Consider the following 15,173-nt stretch of genomic DNA (forward strand, 5'->3'; position numbering starts at 1 on the left):
TGTTTTCAATGAGTATGCCAAGAAACATGGACAGTATATTAGCTCGTTGTGGTTAGAAAAGGCGTTTAACGTAGAGTCCGCTTTATAACAAACAATTTAAGTGTGATTCGGCACGCGTGGCATTTTTACTATGCGGTGGCTTATGGTGATTAAGGCGCTGTGCGGTAGCTTTTGTATTGCGTTACTCACACCTTAGCAAGGCGTTATGTGTTTAATTGAATTACGGAGGTTTAATACAATATGAGCAATGAAGTATCAATTGCTGAAATCGTAGTAGGTGAGGCCAGGATCAGTTTTGAAATTCCATCTAGCTTGTACAATATAATATCAGAGCATGCAAAAGCAGATGACTTAAAATTGTACAGTTACAATGCTGAACAAATCATCGATATACTAAGAAGCTTCGTTCCTGAAGATAAAAAGCCACCAACACATCGCCAAGAGTCTTATGCGAAGTCAATTGCGAAAGCACTAAATCTTGACCTACCAGACGAAGTATTGAACTCCAGTGAGTCTTGTAGTGAATTTCTTGATACTTACTCAGAGCAATACCAAGAGCAAAGGGCAAAAATAGCGGAATTTCGATCAAGAAATAAGGCTCTAATATCTACTGCAAATAAGGTTGGGCGTTGGCAATCTGCAAAACTCCTACTGGAGCAGGGAACGCCGATAGAAAAGGTTGCCGAACAGTTTGGAGTTAAACCGCCAACAATAGAAAAATATGTAATGCAATTCAACGAGTGGTCCTTCGTAGCGAGCTCAAATGGTACATACGATATAGTTCAGAACTTGATCAAAAGACAAAGTGCTGGTGAAGATATCTATGCCTTATACGACGAGAACCTCGGGTAAAAACACATAACAAAGCGTTTAAGGCAGATTCGCAACGCTCGGCATTTTTGGTTTGCTTTGAATTGAGTGTTTACGGCACAAAGGTTTAGGTAGGGGGCGTTGCTCACTACTTAACGCGGCGTTATGCGACAGGATTAAAAAGGGCACTAATAATGCCCCAAAGTACATGTTCAAGATGTTAGGTGTGAATATCGGCTAGTTTTTACAACCATTTTTATCACACGTAATACGTTCATGTGAATTTTGCCAATGGTCTGAGTGTTTCTTGGTATCACTACCACAGCCAGTATTTCCGCCTTTAACGCCCTTATGTACGACTCCTGTTGGTGTATGTTTCACAGCCATATGCTTGTATTCTCCTAATTGATTTAAGTTGCTTCCCAGTCATAAATGACCGAATTAACAAATAGTAAGCAAAGTTGCATATGTCAATATAAGTAATAACTAAAGTTCATTGTCGTGAGCCAATCGCATAACAAAGCGTTCAAGAGGGATTCTCAACGCTTGGCAGTTTTGGTTCAAAGTTTAGCTTTTGTGTTTATGGCACAATGGTTTAAGTGGGGGGGCATCGCGTTGTTCACCCCTTAACGCGGCGTTATGCCTCACGGAGGAAAAATGAGAAATTTGGCAGCAGATACAAAAGTCGCTCAAAAGAATATTTCTAGAATACAGACCCTAATTCCAAGGAAGCTTTTGGTAAAAGAAGACAAAATTGCAAAAAAGCAGGCGAAAAGTTCTGATTCTGACATTAATAAATTGCAGCAGTTGTTCAAACTAACGGAAGAATTAACCAATAAACTTTCTCCAGTTACTTCGTGTAAAGCGGGTTGCGGGAATTGTTGCAAAATAAACGTTTCAATTACTAAACTTGAAGCTGAGCTTATTTCTGAGTACACAGGGAAGGCTCTAAATAAATCGGTTGCTGTTGGTAAGCCCGATTATCACGGATCTTCATGTACTTTTCTTATCGACAATAAGTGCTCAGTCTATTCTGTTCGTCCATTTGTTTGTAGAAGACAAGTATCCGTAATGCCATCTGAACATTGGTGTCATCCAGACTTAAACCTTGATGTTGAGGTTCCCATGATTGAGTTTTCTGAGTTGTCTAATGCTTTTTACGCAATTGCAGCTCGTAGTGAAGTAAAAGATATTCGAGCATGGTTTGGCTAGAGGCATAACAAAGCGTTTAAGGCAGGTTCGCAACGCTTGGCATTTTCGGTTTGCTTCGAAATTAGTGTTTACGGCACAATAGTTTAGGTTCAGTGGTAGCGTTGCTCACTACTTAACGCGGCGTTAGCTAACTACAAACATGCCGTGAACTCCCATAAAGCCTAATAGGATCATACCTGAGTAAAGAGTTAGGCGTGCAATTTTCCATTTTGGCTTGTGATACCAATTGTTAGCATATTCTTTTGCAAATTCTTTTGTCGTTTTAACCCACAAGGTTGGTGGGATCGCAAATACTACTACCATATACAAAATGATTATGCTCCCGATTTTTATGGATTCCCATGATTGACTATAAAATGCGTAAATTAGTAGACCAAAAGCTGTTGCGATCATGCCAAACACACTGCCAAGAAACGCCTTCAAACTGCTCATCATAATTTTTTCCGCAAGTGAGCTTATTGGGGCGAGATTTGTTATACATGCTATGCTCCCAGCAATTCCTGTAGTGATAGTTGTAATGTATAGCATTAGCTCCAACGTAAATTTTCCAACGTTGCCAGAGTCGATATCAGAGAATGTTTGGATACCTAAGGCAGAACCAAGTGAAATGCTAGCACTAATAATAAACATTGGGTTGAGAAATAAATTCTTATCTAACATACTGAAACTTAGTTGAAATTTTTAGTCTAGTATCCCACTGGCTAAGTTTTAGTCAAGCACGTAGCTAAAGTTCAGCTAACAAACTGTTTAAGAGTGATTCGCAACGCGTGGCAGTTTTACTGTGCGTTGTGTTTAATGTTTAAGGTGGTATGCGATGGCTTCGGTATTGCGTTGCTCACACCTTAGCAGGGTGTTAGTTTGCTAAAGGCTAGCGGTTAACTAGCCTAAGCTTGCTCTCACATCTGCGATGGTGATGAAGAGTTTGTTTTCAGCATCTTGAAATTCTTGAAAACCATAGCGTTCATAGAAATGTTTTGCTCCATCTTTGGCATCAACGATAACAACTGGAAATGCAACGCTATCACTAGCGGCTAATAGCTTTCTGAGTGCGTCGATAAGCAGCCACTCACCAAAGCCTTTCCCTTTGTATCGGTCATCGACAGCAAGACGGGCAATCAGACCACCAGAGGTGGATGATTGGTGCTTTTTTTGTAACTTATCGGGCAATGCCTTTAATTCAATTGGCGTCATTGTAAGCGTGTAAAAGCCTATGACATGTGAGTTGTCGTTATCATCTTCCAAAACAAACGTTCTGGTGTTGTCCTTCTTTGCTTGCTGACTCGCCATTACTTTTAAGTAATTGTTGAGAGCTTCGATGCCACAGTTGAATCGGTTTCTATCGTGTTTAGCTTTATCTAGAAGTACCGTATTCATCATTGAATCTTGCTCTCATATCGATCAGCAGCAGCTTTTAGTTTTGAGTTCTGTGTTTCAGGACGGTCTAAAGCTTCCATGAGCAACATCGCATCTGCTTGGCTCAGTTTTAAAGCCTGCTCACGTTCGATGACTTGTTTAGCTTTTTCGATTGCAGCGCTTAGAACAAACGAGTTGATGCTAGACATGCCGGCTATCGCGGCAGCCTTAGTCAGTAAGTCTTGTGTATCGACATCAACTCTAGCGGTGATGCGAGGCAAAGTAGTAGCCATAATGTTATCTCCTATTGTGTCAAAATGTCACATGTGCATTATGGTCTTAAAGTGTGCAATAAGCAATCTCTGTGTCACTTTGGCACGCAAACTAACAAACAATTTAGGAGTGATTCAGCGCGCTTGGCATTTTTGGTTTGGTTTTAGCCAAGTGTTTACGGTGGTAAAATGAAGTACTTTAGTCGCGTGCTTCGCACCTTAATTGGGCGTTAAGTGCAATCAACAATAGTGACATCAAAAAGTATGGAAGTATGAGTATTAATATAAAGTGGGATGGTGATTGTCGGCTTTAGGTTCATGCAGTGCTACGGATGTCGTCTTGTTACTGCAAGATCAAGGTTTTGAAGTTAAAGGTCTAGAAAATACGGTTACTTTCGCCCTAACGGAATCAGAACCTCGTTTATATAAATATGATGGTTTTGATAGGATTCGAGTAAACAGAATAATGTGCAGCGTATCATTGGAGCATGCTGAAAGTTTAAAGATTCTGCTAGCGACAAGACATCAAGTTTTGAACGAGGTCGTGACGAATTTGCCTTCTCAGTTTTTGGTGGGCAACATTATGTTCATCTCTTTTATGATAAATCATATTATAACCAATAGATTGACTTTTTATGGGACATTGCAATATTTGTAGTTTAAGAGAATCTTGCCACTCTCTAGGAAAAGAGAGTGGCAAGATTCCAAGGTAGTCTAGCTTAGATACGTTCAGTACCATTCCAGATAGAGATAAGGTTGTCATGCCTATGTGTAAATGTTGTGTAGGGTCGAGGAGCGCCCCACCAAGATTCACTGCCCGATATTCCGTATCAACCAATACACAGTGTTGTTCGGCATAGAGCATTGATGAGTTAAATTTACTGCCAGTGATACGTGGATGTCCTTGTCGGCAAATCACCACAACTGGCTCTTCGTATACCAACTCACATACAAATGAGGTTTCTTTAATGGGGAGGTTGTCAATAACCAAGTCCACTTTGTGTAGACGAAGATCGTCAAGTAAGGAAGGGGACGAAATAGGGGCGCAATGTAACGAAAAGCTTGGTGACGCGGTCAGCTTCGGAACAGAGGGTTCGGTACAGCAGACTTGAAATGTGGTTTGCTCAATGACAGCATCATTAATTATGGCTAATGCTAGTCTAAATAATGGAACCCAGTGGTGTGCGGTTGAGGTCAACTCAATATTTCGCCCTTTTCTAACAAAAAGACTTTTGTTAGAAAGTTGTTCTAGTCGTTTCATCGATGCACTAATTGCTGGTTGTGTTACCCCTAATTGTTCCGCCGCTTTGGTGTAAGACTGATATTCAACGACAACAAGGAAAGTATTGATTAAGTTCAAATCCATTATATTTGACCTTATATTGCAAAGACAGAACAGCAGGCTACCTTGGCAGTTGAAGTGCTAAGCGGTAAGAATGAATATTTTAAAAATAGTTTATTCACTACTTAACACGGGTTACTAGAGAAATTAGCCTTGAGAATTAATACGCAATTTGCAAACGGTTATAATTGATAACATTTTGTACCGCGCTCGGAGCTAGGTTACTTGGGTATAAGAAAGCCAGCGACATAGTCTTCTGGCTTAATTTGTAACCATAGCATTTGCACTTGGAGTTGTGTTTTAACGGTGCTTAGACGTGAATTTAAGAACAACCTCATTGATTTCTTGAGGTTTATCGAGTTGTACCCAGTGAGTGGCATCATTCACCCGAACAAATTCAAAGCTGGCATTTTCACCGATGAAGTGTATGGAGTCTTTCATTTGTTTTTCTCCCAAGTAGTAGTCATGCTCAGACCAGATACCTAAGCAAGGCGCTTGGACTACACCCAAATCTTCAGGTTTCATCGGGCTCTCTAAATTCAATGCGTTGCGGTACCAATTTAATCCTGGAATGATATCTTTGCTTTCTTTAAAGACTTCTTTCCACTGGCTCCATTCTGGGTGATTTCGTACCCACTCTTTAAAGAGCTTCCAATCTTCAGCCGCAAGGAGGTCTTGAGCCATGGGTAATTGGAAAAAGAAGAAATACCATGACATTTCACGTTGTTGAATATCAGGCATGCTTAGTAGACCGAATGGGTGCCCAACAGACTTAGTCATGGTGTTATCTACTTCGGATTGTAGAGAGAGTGTGGGTAGGGATATAAATAAGTTTTAGGGAGGTTAATCGTAACCTCCCGTGCAAAAATTACCTAACAGTCGTTATCCGAGCAAGTAAAGTCATCTTTAGACACGCTGATTTTCCCACTAAGTTGATTTGTACCATTAAAGTCATAATCTAACGTTTCTGCTGAAGAGCCAAAATTGCCATCATCATTAATATTGTGAGCGTCGAAGTCCACTTTAATCGAAGGATAATTACTAATATCTATTTTAAGGTAGTGATCTAAGTCACCCTCACTTGAATATGAAATACGCAACTTTTCTAAAAATGGCGAATATTCAAAATACTTACCTGAATCATTTGAGGTTAACATTATGACACTGTTGCTAGTCGTGATTTCTAAGCCTGCTTCATTACCATCAAAGTCATCGAGTGCATCAGGATCATAGCTTTGACTACATGTGTCTGTACTTGCTGTAATGTTACATTTAGCTAAAATATCTTTAACCAGTAAACTGGTTGCCTCTAAAATGTCCTCTGCGGCATTTCTAGCTTCGAAACTAGATAATTCTGTGGAAAGAGCTTTCTCTACATCATCTGAACCGCAACCTACCAATACACCTGAAACTGCCGCTGCGAGAATTAATTTTTTCATATTATTTATACCTTTGTCAATTAGTTAGACTTAAGAAAATAACCTATTAAAATAAGATTAATATGCCGGATTTAAGTCAATGTTTACCAAGTCTTAATAACCTTTAGAAGAATAACTTGATAGTGTCAAACTATTTGAAAATTAAATAATAAATGCTTGTGATATTTTCCTGATAAAAATACCTCTTCCAGTCTAGAGTAATGATTTAATCGCGACTAAACTGGGCGTTAACTTAACTAATTTTCATAATGGTTCATGAGTACGTTTTTAGCTTTTGTTTTCCGGTTGATCTTGTTATTATCAATACTGTTAATGTCGTAAAAGAGATACCCACTCTGAGGGCTGCAAGATTATCGATTAATTACAGGTTAGGTCTCTTTTCTTTACTTCGACTTTGTTTGCTTCCATATAGTAAATATTGGTGTCTTCCTTAAAGTGTTCACACAGTTCCTCATTCGAGAACTTAGCGGCACGCTCCGTGCTAGCATTAGCGGCTTTTTCTTTTAGCGCGGAGCACCCTGTAAGACTAACAAATAAGATTGAAAACATAATTGTAAACAGGCTTTTATTCATTATTAATTTCCTATTGGAGTTTAGTTAACAGTGTTCTTAAATGACACACAGTAGAACGACATTTAGTATGGGTTAGAAGTTGTAGCCAAGTCCAAATGACAAGCTACCTGATGTTGCATCGAATGAGTCTGCATCATCAAAGTCAATGGTGCTCTTGCCAACCAAAAAGCCAGCGTTGACAGATAAACGTTCGTCGATAGCATAATCAGCACGCATACCTGCTACGAAACCGTCGAGCTCATAACTGTCGTAATCCAACTTCCCGTTTCCGAGTTGGTAACCGATCACAGGGGTGACTTTGAACGTGTCTTGGAAGAACTTAAAATCATAACCTATAATAGCTTTGAACGTACGAAGGTCACCGTCACCAGTATCATCCCATTGATCAGATTCGACATCACCTTGCATTGAGATGAAAGTCTCTGCGCCGATTACGAAGTTTGTGTCACCTAGGCTTGCATCACCATGAACTACAACGCCAGATGTAGAAACACTAACATCTCCAGCATTAGGCTGATCATAAGAGAAGCCTTCTCCAGCCAGTCCGATGCTAAGTTCACCTGCGTAAGCTCCACCAAGGCTCATTGCGCTGAGAGCAGCACCAATCACTAAATATTTTTTCATTATCATTACCTTTAATAACTCATAATTATTTTTAGCAGGTTCTCCCCAGCCACAATCAAAAATCATTTTTAAACAAGCTGATTGATCACCTTCAATGGAGTGAATGCTAAATAGGTATCTCGATAATGTATCTTTATTAAAATTAATAATATTAAAACCAAATAAAAACAGATAGTTAAGTTAAGTCGTTTTTATTGATAAATGGAGTCCGTTGTTGTTGAAATCTTGCGACAAAAACACTACTGGAGCCTGTACAATGCGATTGTGTTTCACACACACTTTTGATTGATGAAGATGTGGTGCCTCAGTGGAAGCAAGCCAAACGTGGTAGAACACAACATTTAAATAATCTTACTATTACGGCAGCCCTCATGATCAAGCGTATCTTCTCTTGACTCTTGATGGCGTTGCAAAGCTGGAACGACTCGATGTTATCGATTGATCTAATTTAGTTAGTGCTTAATGATAGGCTATGGTATAGGTCTGTAGAGGCTATTCGAGTTTCAGCTAAATCACTATATCAAATGGAAGAAAGAAGAGAGAGAAATGGAAGTTAAAGATATCAAAGTCAGTTGTGGTGAAGAAGGAGGAAGCTACTTTATTACCGTTGATGAGACCCGGTATAAGTGTTCTTATGCTGAGTCGGTCATATTAAGCCATTTTTTGAACAATAAAGGCAAGTTCTTCTCTAGAGATGAGTTGGCGTCAATTGGATGGCCGGGAAAGCTGGTCTCAAAAAACTCAGTTCCGGTTTCTATCGCTAATCTAAGAAAAATATTTAAGAACCATACCAAAATCGACGTTATATCCAATGAGAAAAACAAAGGCTATGTTGTTCAAGTTGATAAAATTAAATTTATTGACATTAACACTAATCAAGAAAAGTCTACTGACACGATCACGAAAGATAGTTCACGAGAGTTACTGGATGCTTTCAGTGAGTCCAAGATTAATAGAACCAAATTGTTTGTATCTAAAATTGCATTATACCCACTTCTTTTTGTAAACATTGCTCTTCTTCTAATCGTACTCTTCTTCAATCATACCAGATTAGAACCTCCCAAGGTAAATGTAATAAATAACGATGATTATATTGCGGTTTTTACTGGTGATAGCCAAGTATTGGCTCAGCTGGAAAGTGTGAAGAGTAGTCAAGAATCAATGCTTCTTAGATTTCAAGATATAGAAGAAGACCTCAAGTTAGCGAAACATGAAAATAAGAATATTTTGTTTATCAACTCGTCAGGAGATCGGGTAGTAATAGATTGTTTGGTAAATGATCAATTGGTTTCTTTCTCAGGTGACGATATTGAGAAGATTGTTAGCGAGTTGAATGAGAAGGGGTGTAAGTTATGAATTATTTAAAATGGCTAAACGTGATTTTTTTTGTAGCTACTATCACCTATACCTTATTCCCTTTAGACAAAAAAACTTCGCCTATTGACGGTTACTTCAAAAGAAGTGAGGTGATTATCACTAAAGGAGAAGATCGAATTGAACTGAATACCAATGCTGATTTTCTTGCGAAAGAAATGAAATACACTTCTATTATTACCATAACGGATGTCGATAAAGAAAATCAATACAGTACGTTTTCTATCGATGGTGAAATGTACTTGAAAAATGGACTTATTGTATCAAAAACAAATCAAGTTGAAGATACCGACCATATTAATAAAAAAGTTGTCTTCACAGCATCCACGTCTCCTATTGTCAGCCAGATTCAAAAGTCATTTTTGGGTATTGATGTCTACAAACCGCGTCGGTATCAATATATACTAATCGATAACTTCTTCTGCTATTACGATGTAGAAAAGCTCATTGCTCGTTGTATGGAGTAGAGTATTATTTATGCGGCCTAAAGTAATTGATAGGAGCCAGCGTTCCTGTCATTCCTTGATTTAGCTCATTTCGTACTGTACTGATCCGTAGCGGTATATTCGATGATATTTAAACAAAACCCGTCAGCGTTAAAGTTGCACCATCTATACTAAAGCTAAGCGACTTTTCATGCCTTTAATTATCAATCCCTTGCTAATTTAGCAAATGCTCGGGCACATTTTTGTCCAAAGGTGTGCCGACGGGGCATGAAACACGACTCTGCCCCATTATCATTCAGAATAAAAGCTCATTCGTATTCTGTTAATGTGCGTTTTCCCTACGAAAAGTTATCCATCTTTGATTTAAGTTTACGAACCCCATGATGTATCACGGGATAAATTCGACGTAACTTCCTTGTTTGCCTAATTTCAGATTCTATTTAAGTATGATTCGCATAAGTCACTTCTTATTCCTGAATTCAAATACCTCTGCTTAAAAGCCCCATATTTGATTGAAATCAAACATGGTTAATTATTTTTCATAGATTTGTGAAATGTGCATAAAATTTAGCCGCCTCTGCTTTGGTAAGTGCAACTTGTTGGGTATGGTGGTTGCGTCAACAGTGTCGTTGTCATTTTAGAAAAAAAGAAGGTATATATTATGAAAAAGGAATATAAAGAGCCTGTAGTTGCAATCGGTGGTGAGTGGGGCAAACACTAATCCACTATAAAAAACGGTCTGCTATTTTGCAGACCGTAAAGTTAGGAGCAACAAAGATGAATGTCGTCGAGAACCCTATTTATTGTGATTTTCTAATTACCCCTAATTGCAATTTTGGCTGTGAATTCTGTTCAGCTTCTTCTAATAGTAGAAAACAAAAAACTCACCAATTAAGTTTAGACTCGATTACCAAAGCTCTTCATGAATTGGATGAAATGGATGTGCTGCGAGTTAGCTTTGAAGGTGGTGAACCTTTTTTAAGAAAAGACATATTCGAGATTCTGTCAGTTGCAGACGAATTGGATTTTCTATACTACATCAACACCAATGGTAGCTTGATTAACGAGTCAGTAGCGGAAAAATTATCTAAAACCAATGTTAACCAGGTTTGCATTAGTATAGATGGTCCAAATGCTGAGATTCACGACCGATGTAGAGGATACAGTGGCGCTTTTGATAAAATGAAAAAAGCCATATCTCTGCTGCAAAAACACGAGGTACCGATTCAAGCAATTATCACACTTACCGCGGTTAACTACTCGTATTTGTACGAAACCCTTGAGTTTATCAATGAGCAAGGCATAGAAGCGGCCTCAATTATGCTGCTAGCATCTGTAGGTTCAGCAAGCAGTGCTTATATAGTGCCTTTCGGCAAATGGGCTGAACTACTTGTCAGACTAAGTACTGATAAATTAAATGGGGATCTGCCCATAAATCTAAGAATTGTATCTACAGGTGAGTCAAATCATCCATGGGAAATCTATCTTCCGTTGCTTAACAAAGATCGACCAGAATTGCTATCTGCATGGGTTGATGAGAATACTATCGAGCCATTTTCTGAAGATTCATTTGGCTGTACTGCGGGGAAAACTAGCATGGCGATAGATGGTCATGGGAATGTTTATGGTTGTTCCTTGATGGTATCAATACCGGAGTTCAAGGCAGGGAATATATTAGAAAACTCTTTACAGGATATATGGAATAACTCTGATACGTTTAAAACTCTAAGAGATACCGGTTTGAGTGACATTGAGGGCGAGTGTAAATCCTGCAATCTATTAACCAAATGCAAAGGTGGATGCAGAGCTTGCGCTCAAGCCACAACAGATAGCATTTTTGGTAGTGACTTGCGCTGCAAGAACACCAAAGGAGAAATCATCATATGAAGGTGAATATTGTTAACTTTAATGGCAATTTTAAAATGCGTCAGAATAAGGATAATTCTGGCGTAATATCTTGCAAAAGAGGAATAATAAAGTTAAATGAAGTGGGGTTCGATCAAGTCTGTGCATTAAATGACAGTATCGTTATAGACGATGCGATCAATAAGATGCATGCGATCTATGAAGCAGACTTTGATGTGTTAGAGGCAGACCTGAAGCAGACTTTGAGCAAACTTCAGGGGTATGGGATAAAACACAAACATATCCAGTTATGAGTAGTTTAGGTAGATTTCACAGCTTATCGATACCAATCTACATTTCTTATCTTGTTGGTGTTGCATTCACATTTGCAGATAACGCGATTATTGGTAGATACAACATAGAGAGCTACGCTGTAGTGACCATAGTAAATACGATTATGTATTACATCATTGGTTCTATCGGCACATTTTCTTTGGCTCTAACAATGCAAGGGGCAAAGCACTTAGAGAACAAGCAGTACAAACAATATGAAAAGGTATTTAATACCTCACTCGTGATTGGGATGACTATCAGTTTGCTATTCATCGTTTTCAGCATATTGTTTGGCGAATATATTTTTAAGCACTTCTTTTCGATGAATGAAGATGTGGCAGAAATAGCATATCGGTTTTTTGTTCTTCTATCGTTCGGAGTACCAATAAACATACTGATATTTACAATCTCTTCGTATTTCAAGTCAGTCGAAAAGCCAAAGATTCTCGCTTACAGTTCAATTGTGTCTTCATTGGTAAACGTATTGGTGAACTACGTTTTAGTTTTTGGAGAATTCGGATTTCCAAGACTTGGAGCAATAGGAGTTGCGATAGGAACGTTAGCAGGGCTGAGTGTAAGTTTGGTGATTTATTCATATGGATTTTTTAGACAAAAAGACATAAGAATAAGACCTGTTTTTGATAGAGCGGTTTCTAGGTCAGTTATCAAGCTATTTTCAAATCTATTCGTCCAAGACTTGTTTGAGTTTACAGTATTCTACTTCTTTATATTGGCAGTGATATCCGAATCAGGTGTTGTCAACTCTGCAACTTATGGGGTTTTAACTACGATATTTATGGTTATCGTGATGTTGTCATATTCATATGGAAATGCTTTGTTGATAATCACAAGAAAAGAGATTGACAATCGAGATGAGATAGCAAAATATGCCAAAATAAGCTTAGTTAGCTTTGTAATTGTTTGGCTTGTATATAGCTTTATTGTCTGGCTGTCAGGCGATCTTTCCCCGTCGGTTATAACGAACAAAAGTCCTGTGATATTGAATAGCATGAGTCATGTGGCAATATTTGCCATAAGTCAGCTCATGATTGGCTTGGCAACTATAGCTAGATATCTATTAAATGGGCTGGGCTTTGAAAACTATGTGCTAAAAGCATGCTGTATTGTGTGTCCAGCTTCGGGGCTGCTAATTTATGCAGGGAATACAGCTTTCAATTTTGAGTTTGAGACTGTCATTGCACTTGTATCAGCCACGTATGTGCTTCTAGCGCTAAGTTTCTGTACAAAAGCATGCTTTAGAGCAAATAAGAAAGACAAGTACTCACAAGCTTAAATAGCTTGAGTTAAAAAGATAAGCAATAGCTGAAGTAGTACGGTGAATTGGGCCACTTAAATGAAGGTTAACTACACATGCACCCTCGTGGCATAAGAGAACATAACTTTGCCATAATCAGTGCAAGTCAAGGATTGCTAAATTAGCAAAAGCGCTGACTCACTTCTGTCCGTGCGACATGAAGTCGCATGAAGCGCTGTTCACCGCGATAAGAGTGAATGTATGGTACGCCCCGCATTTGCAAGTAAATAAATAATAACGAGCTGATTTGCGCCAATGTATTCAGAGTCTTTATGAAGTCACTACACAACTTCGCTCTACGATGAGATCCACGCCAGATTGTCCTCATAACCATCAAAGCATTTTAATTTGCTTGTTCACTCAACAGGTTTCAATCTGGTGGTCTAACCGTTTTGTCATCACTTATCTGATCTGAACCAGCAGAACTGGACACTTCACTGAGCGACTTTCCGATAGCAAAAATTATCCGAGTTTTTCTACTTTACGTGATTACTCTAAGAAGGCTTTGTCCAAAAGCTTCTCGGATTGAATTTTTACCTGTGGCACTTTCTAACTCGAAAGTGCCCCAAAGTGAGCCAGAAGTGGCTTTACCGAAACCAAATTTTTGTAGTGAGAAAGAGTCTTCCATGTAGGCGTTAAATCCACAATGCAAGATCTGACACCGCATATTCGACTTCACCTAAGAAATCACGGGCTCGGCCGCAAGGCTTTCAGCCCTCTTGACATCACCCCAGAACCTACTTTACGATTAAGGTTGTTGGCCCCCGACTCAGCCTTTTAGGTCGTTAGCAGTTGGTGTGTGTTAGCACTGGTGCGAACGACCTGTCTCTCGCTTACTCCCCTGTGGAGGCCCGTTGAAGGGCAAGGCAAACTGCGACATGCTTTAGGCATGTGTAAGACCTCCGAAGTGTACTAATGCGTCTCGCGTTAGGTATTTCATAGCTTATTTCCCAACGAAACTAAGCTGACGCTAGGATGAATCGAGCGAGCATCTCATAGCAATTCAGCGACTGTTTCGATGGAGATCCCTATGAAACCACTACATACTAGTACTCCCCAAAAACCAACCCGCAAGGGTAATCTACGTCGCCCTCAGCAACAGCTCCGTGAGTTGGCCCTGACCGAAGCCGATGGCTTTGCCGATCTAATGGCCCTTGTCCGCCACTTTAGTGAAACCCAACTGGGCACCCCACTCAATGACGGCAAGTGCCGAGAGAAAACAGCCGCCTTACTCGGCTACCCTAAACACAGCCTGTTCCGAAAGGACTACAAGGCCAAGCACGCCCTGCGAGCGGCCATCGACAAGCTGAAGCTGGAGGAGCTGCGCCTCACACTGGACGAGACCCACCGGAATAACAAAAGCATGTATCAGGTGCTAATCATCCGACCGAATAACCATATCAATGATCAGCTCTGTGAGGTCTATTTGGAGTGGACCAAGCGACTGCGTGAGGCCATGGGGCGCCGTGACATACAGGCGGATGCCGAGGCTATGGCTGACTACCTGAGCCAACTTTGTGGGGTTACACCCCGGGTACGGATCACCGAGACCCAGCGCTTTGAGCAGTGCAATCCTGAACAGTTGGCGATGGATCACATCCGCCGCCATGGCTTGTTCCTGTCACCCCGCAATCAGGGGGAAGAGAGGCTGGAGCATAACTCAGAGACCGACTATAAGGTTGCCATTAGCCCCAGTGCGGTCTTCCTCCACCAGTCCGATGCTTTTTTCGGGCGCTGGCGCGACGAGCACAATAAGACGTGGAAACTGCGTATCCATGCCACACTCGACAATGTCCTTACCCTTTCGACGCTGCAAATTGCCCTGAATCAGATCCACCTGCTGTGCCCAGCGCTGGAGCAGTGCTACCTCTTACCCGAGCAACTCCCGGAGATGTTGACACGATTTCTTGAAGGCGAGCCGAAATCCCTTACGCTGCACTATACAGTCCCCGAGCACGGCCAAGCGCCCAATCCGGTCGTGCTGGATATTGGCAGTGAAGTCATGAGTTTCTCCAATAACTTCAAAGGCGGTGTTTGGGGCAATGTGAATATCGAACCGCAACCTTTACCCGTGAATACAGGCCACCCGCTGTGGGAGGAGGCCCACATACAGCCAGATTACCCTATTCTGGATTAAACCAAAGGGCTGAGCCACACTGACTTAGCCCCTACGTTTTGGGATTCTAAACAGTTGTGTCCCAGGCTCATTCATGGCGGAGTCGCCACTTGTGCCAG

Annotated in this window: 17 protein-coding genes and 1 pseudogene; 9 read left to right on the forward strand and 9 right to left on the reverse strand. The window is 40.3% G+C overall.

Features of this window, described 5'->3' with window-relative positions; translation table 11 throughout:
* Both CBX98_RS19730 and CBX98_RS19740 read left to right on the forward strand, forming a co-directional pair.
* Positions 1–88, forward strand: a pseudogene (locus CBX98_RS19730) (GNAT family N-acetyltransferase); the annotation flags it as partial.
* A gap of 152 nt (positions 89–240) precedes the next feature.
* The gene (locus tag CBX98_RS19740) at positions 241–852 is read left to right on the forward strand and encodes a hypothetical protein (protein ID WP_109170054.1); all 612 of its coding nucleotides are present in this window, start codon (positions 241–243) and stop codon (positions 850–852) included.
* 195 nt (positions 853–1,047) lie between these two features.
* Here CBX98_RS19740 and CBX98_RS19745 read toward each other — a convergent pair whose 3' ends face one another.
* Positions 1,048–1,197 (reverse strand): hypothetical protein, encoded by a 150-nt coding sequence (locus CBX98_RS19745; RefSeq protein ID WP_109170055.1) that lies wholly within the window; start codon positions 1,195–1,197, stop codon positions 1,048–1,050.
* A gap of 270 nt (positions 1,198–1,467) precedes the next feature.
* Here CBX98_RS19745 and CBX98_RS19750 point away from each other — a divergent pair, with 270 nt between their 5' ends.
* Entirely contained in the window at positions 1,468–2,022 is a 555-nt protein-coding gene (locus CBX98_RS19750; protein ID WP_053319305.1) for a YkgJ family cysteine cluster protein, read from the forward strand.
* 123 nt (positions 2,023–2,145) lie between these two features.
* Here the strand turns inward: CBX98_RS19750 and CBX98_RS19755 are convergent, their stop codons facing one another.
* The 8 genes from CBX98_RS19755 to CBX98_RS19805 form a co-directional block, all read right to left on the reverse strand.
* A complete protein-coding gene (locus CBX98_RS19755; RefSeq protein ID WP_109170056.1) occupies positions 2,146–2,682 on the reverse strand; it encodes a hypothetical protein in 537 nt (178 codons plus the stop codon).
* 219 nt (positions 2,683–2,901) lie between these two features.
* Positions 2,902–3,399 carry a GNAT family N-acetyltransferase gene (locus tag CBX98_RS19765; RefSeq protein WP_109170058.1) on the reverse strand — a complete coding sequence of 166 codons (498 nt, stop codon included), beginning with the start codon at positions 3,397–3,399 and terminating at the stop codon, positions 2,902–2,904.
* Complete coding sequence (locus CBX98_RS19770; RefSeq protein ID WP_109170059.1) at positions 3,396–3,668, reverse strand: DUF1778 domain-containing protein; 273 nt, start codon at positions 3,666–3,668, stop codon at positions 3,396–3,398. Before CBX98_RS19770 ends, CBX98_RS19765 begins: the two co-directional genes overlap by 4 nt.
* A 490-nt stretch (positions 3,669–4,158) precedes the next feature.
* A complete protein-coding gene (locus CBX98_RS19785) occupies positions 4,159–5,013 on the reverse strand; it encodes a LysR family transcriptional regulator (protein ID WP_109170060.1) in 855 nt (284 codons plus the stop codon).
* A 276-nt stretch (positions 5,014–5,289) separates the two neighbouring features.
* Entirely contained in the window at positions 5,290–5,769 is a 480-nt protein-coding gene (locus CBX98_RS19790; RefSeq protein ID WP_109170061.1) for an alpha/beta hydrolase, read from the reverse strand.
* A gap of 92 nt (positions 5,770–5,861) precedes the next feature.
* Positions 5,862–6,428: a hypothetical protein gene (locus tag CBX98_RS19795; RefSeq protein WP_005495314.1), complete on the reverse strand. Its 567-nt coding sequence runs from the start codon at positions 6,426–6,428 to the stop codon at positions 5,862–5,864.
* Positions 6,429–6,785: 357 nt separating this feature from the next.
* Positions 6,786–7,001 (reverse strand): hypothetical protein, encoded by a 216-nt coding sequence (locus tag CBX98_RS19800; RefSeq protein ID WP_020332820.1) that lies wholly within the window; start codon positions 6,999–7,001, stop codon positions 6,786–6,788.
* A gap of 72 nt (positions 7,002–7,073) precedes the next feature.
* Positions 7,074–7,625 carry an outer membrane beta-barrel protein gene (locus tag CBX98_RS19805; protein WP_242446596.1) on the reverse strand — a complete coding sequence of 184 codons (552 nt, stop codon included), beginning with the start codon at positions 7,623–7,625 and terminating at the stop codon, positions 7,074–7,076.
* 546 nt (positions 7,626–8,171) lie between these two features.
* Here CBX98_RS19805 and CBX98_RS19810 point away from each other — a divergent pair.
* From CBX98_RS19810 to CBX98_RS19835, 6 genes are all read left to right on the forward strand, one after another.
* Entirely contained in the window at positions 8,172–8,981 is an 810-nt protein-coding gene (locus tag CBX98_RS19810; RefSeq protein WP_109170063.1) for a winged helix-turn-helix domain-containing protein, read from the forward strand.
* On the forward strand, positions 8,978–9,466 hold the full coding sequence (locus CBX98_RS19815) for a hypothetical protein (RefSeq protein ID WP_109170064.1): 489 nt from the start codon (positions 8,978–8,980) through the stop codon (positions 9,464–9,466). Before CBX98_RS19810 ends, CBX98_RS19815 begins: the two co-directional genes overlap by 4 nt.
* Positions 9,467–10,222: 756 nt before the next feature.
* Positions 10,223–11,332 (forward strand): radical SAM protein, encoded by a 1,110-nt coding sequence (locus CBX98_RS19820; protein ID WP_109170065.1) that lies wholly within the window; start codon positions 10,223–10,225, stop codon positions 11,330–11,332.
* Entirely contained in the window at positions 11,329–11,604 is a 276-nt protein-coding gene (locus CBX98_RS19825) for a PqqD family protein (protein WP_109170066.1), read from the forward strand. The genes CBX98_RS19820 and CBX98_RS19825 overlap by 4 nt, the downstream gene beginning before the upstream one ends.
* Positions 11,601–12,917: an MATE family efflux transporter gene (locus CBX98_RS19830; protein WP_109170067.1), complete on the forward strand. Its 1,317-nt coding sequence runs from the start codon at positions 11,601–11,603 to the stop codon at positions 12,915–12,917. The genes CBX98_RS19825 and CBX98_RS19830 overlap by 4 nt, the downstream gene beginning before the upstream one ends.
* Before the next feature lie 1,051 nt (positions 12,918–13,968).
* Positions 13,969–15,075 carry a hypothetical protein gene (locus CBX98_RS19835; protein WP_069545939.1) on the forward strand — a complete coding sequence of 369 codons (1,107 nt, stop codon included), beginning with the start codon at positions 13,969–13,971 and terminating at the stop codon, positions 15,073–15,075.
* Positions 15,076–15,173 lie beyond the last annotated feature (98 nt).

It is taken from the genome of Vibrio sp. T9 (genome assembly GCF_003123985.1).
Taxonomy (GTDB): Bacteria; Pseudomonadota; Gammaproteobacteria; order Enterobacterales; family Vibrionaceae; genus Vibrio; species Vibrio diabolicus.

Bases quoted from the DNA above. Each gene is read 5' to 3' on its own strand.
- CBX98_RS19740 (WP_109170054.1), top strand. From the start codon at position 241: ATGAGCAATGAAGTATCAATTGCTGAAATCGTAGTAGGTGAGGCCAGG.
- CBX98_RS19745 (WP_109170055.1), bottom strand. From the start codon at position 1,197: ATGGCTGTGAAACATACACCAACAGGAGTCGTACATAAGGGCGTTAAA.
- CBX98_RS19750 (WP_053319305.1), top strand. From the start codon at position 1,468: ATGAGAAATTTGGCAGCAGATACAAAAGTCGCTCAAAAGAATATTTCT.
- CBX98_RS19755 (WP_109170056.1), bottom strand. From the start codon at position 2,682: ATGTTAGATAAGAATTTATTTCTCAACCCAATGTTTATTATTAGTGCT.
- CBX98_RS19765 (WP_109170058.1), bottom strand. From the start codon at position 3,399: ATGATGAATACGGTACTTCTAGATAAAGCTAAACACGATAGAAACCGA.
- CBX98_RS19770 (WP_109170059.1), bottom strand. From the start codon at position 3,668: ATGGCTACTACTTTGCCTCGCATCACCGCTAGAGTTGATGTCGATACA.
- CBX98_RS19785 (WP_109170060.1), bottom strand. From the start codon at position 5,013: ATGGATTTGAACTTAATCAATACTTTCCTTGTTGTCGTTGAATATCAG.
- CBX98_RS19790 (WP_109170061.1), bottom strand. From the start codon at position 5,769: ATGACTAAGTCTGTTGGGCACCCATTCGGTCTACTAAGCATGCCTGAT.
- CBX98_RS19795 (WP_005495314.1), bottom strand. From the start codon at position 6,428: ATGAAAAAATTAATTCTCGCAGCGGCAGTTTCAGGTGTATTGGTAGGT.
- CBX98_RS19800 (WP_020332820.1), bottom strand. From the start codon at position 7,001: ATGAATAAAAGCCTGTTTACAATTATGTTTTCAATCTTATTTGTTAGT.
- CBX98_RS19805 (WP_242446596.1), bottom strand. From the start codon at position 7,625: ATGAAAAAATATTTAGTGATTGGTGCTGCTCTCAGCGCAATGAGCCTT.
- CBX98_RS19810 (WP_109170063.1), top strand. From the start codon at position 8,172: ATGGAAGTTAAAGATATCAAAGTCAGTTGTGGTGAAGAAGGAGGAAGC.
- CBX98_RS19815 (WP_109170064.1), top strand. From the start codon at position 8,978: ATGAATTATTTAAAATGGCTAAACGTGATTTTTTTTGTAGCTACTATC.
- CBX98_RS19820 (WP_109170065.1), top strand. From the start codon at position 10,223: ATGAATGTCGTCGAGAACCCTATTTATTGTGATTTTCTAATTACCCCT.
- CBX98_RS19825 (WP_109170066.1), top strand. From the start codon at position 11,329: ATGAAGGTGAATATTGTTAACTTTAATGGCAATTTTAAAATGCGTCAG.
- CBX98_RS19830 (WP_109170067.1), top strand. From the start codon at position 11,601: ATGAGTAGTTTAGGTAGATTTCACAGCTTATCGATACCAATCTACATT.
- CBX98_RS19835 (WP_069545939.1), top strand. From the start codon at position 13,969: ATGAAACCACTACATACTAGTACTCCCCAAAAACCAACCCGCAAGGGT.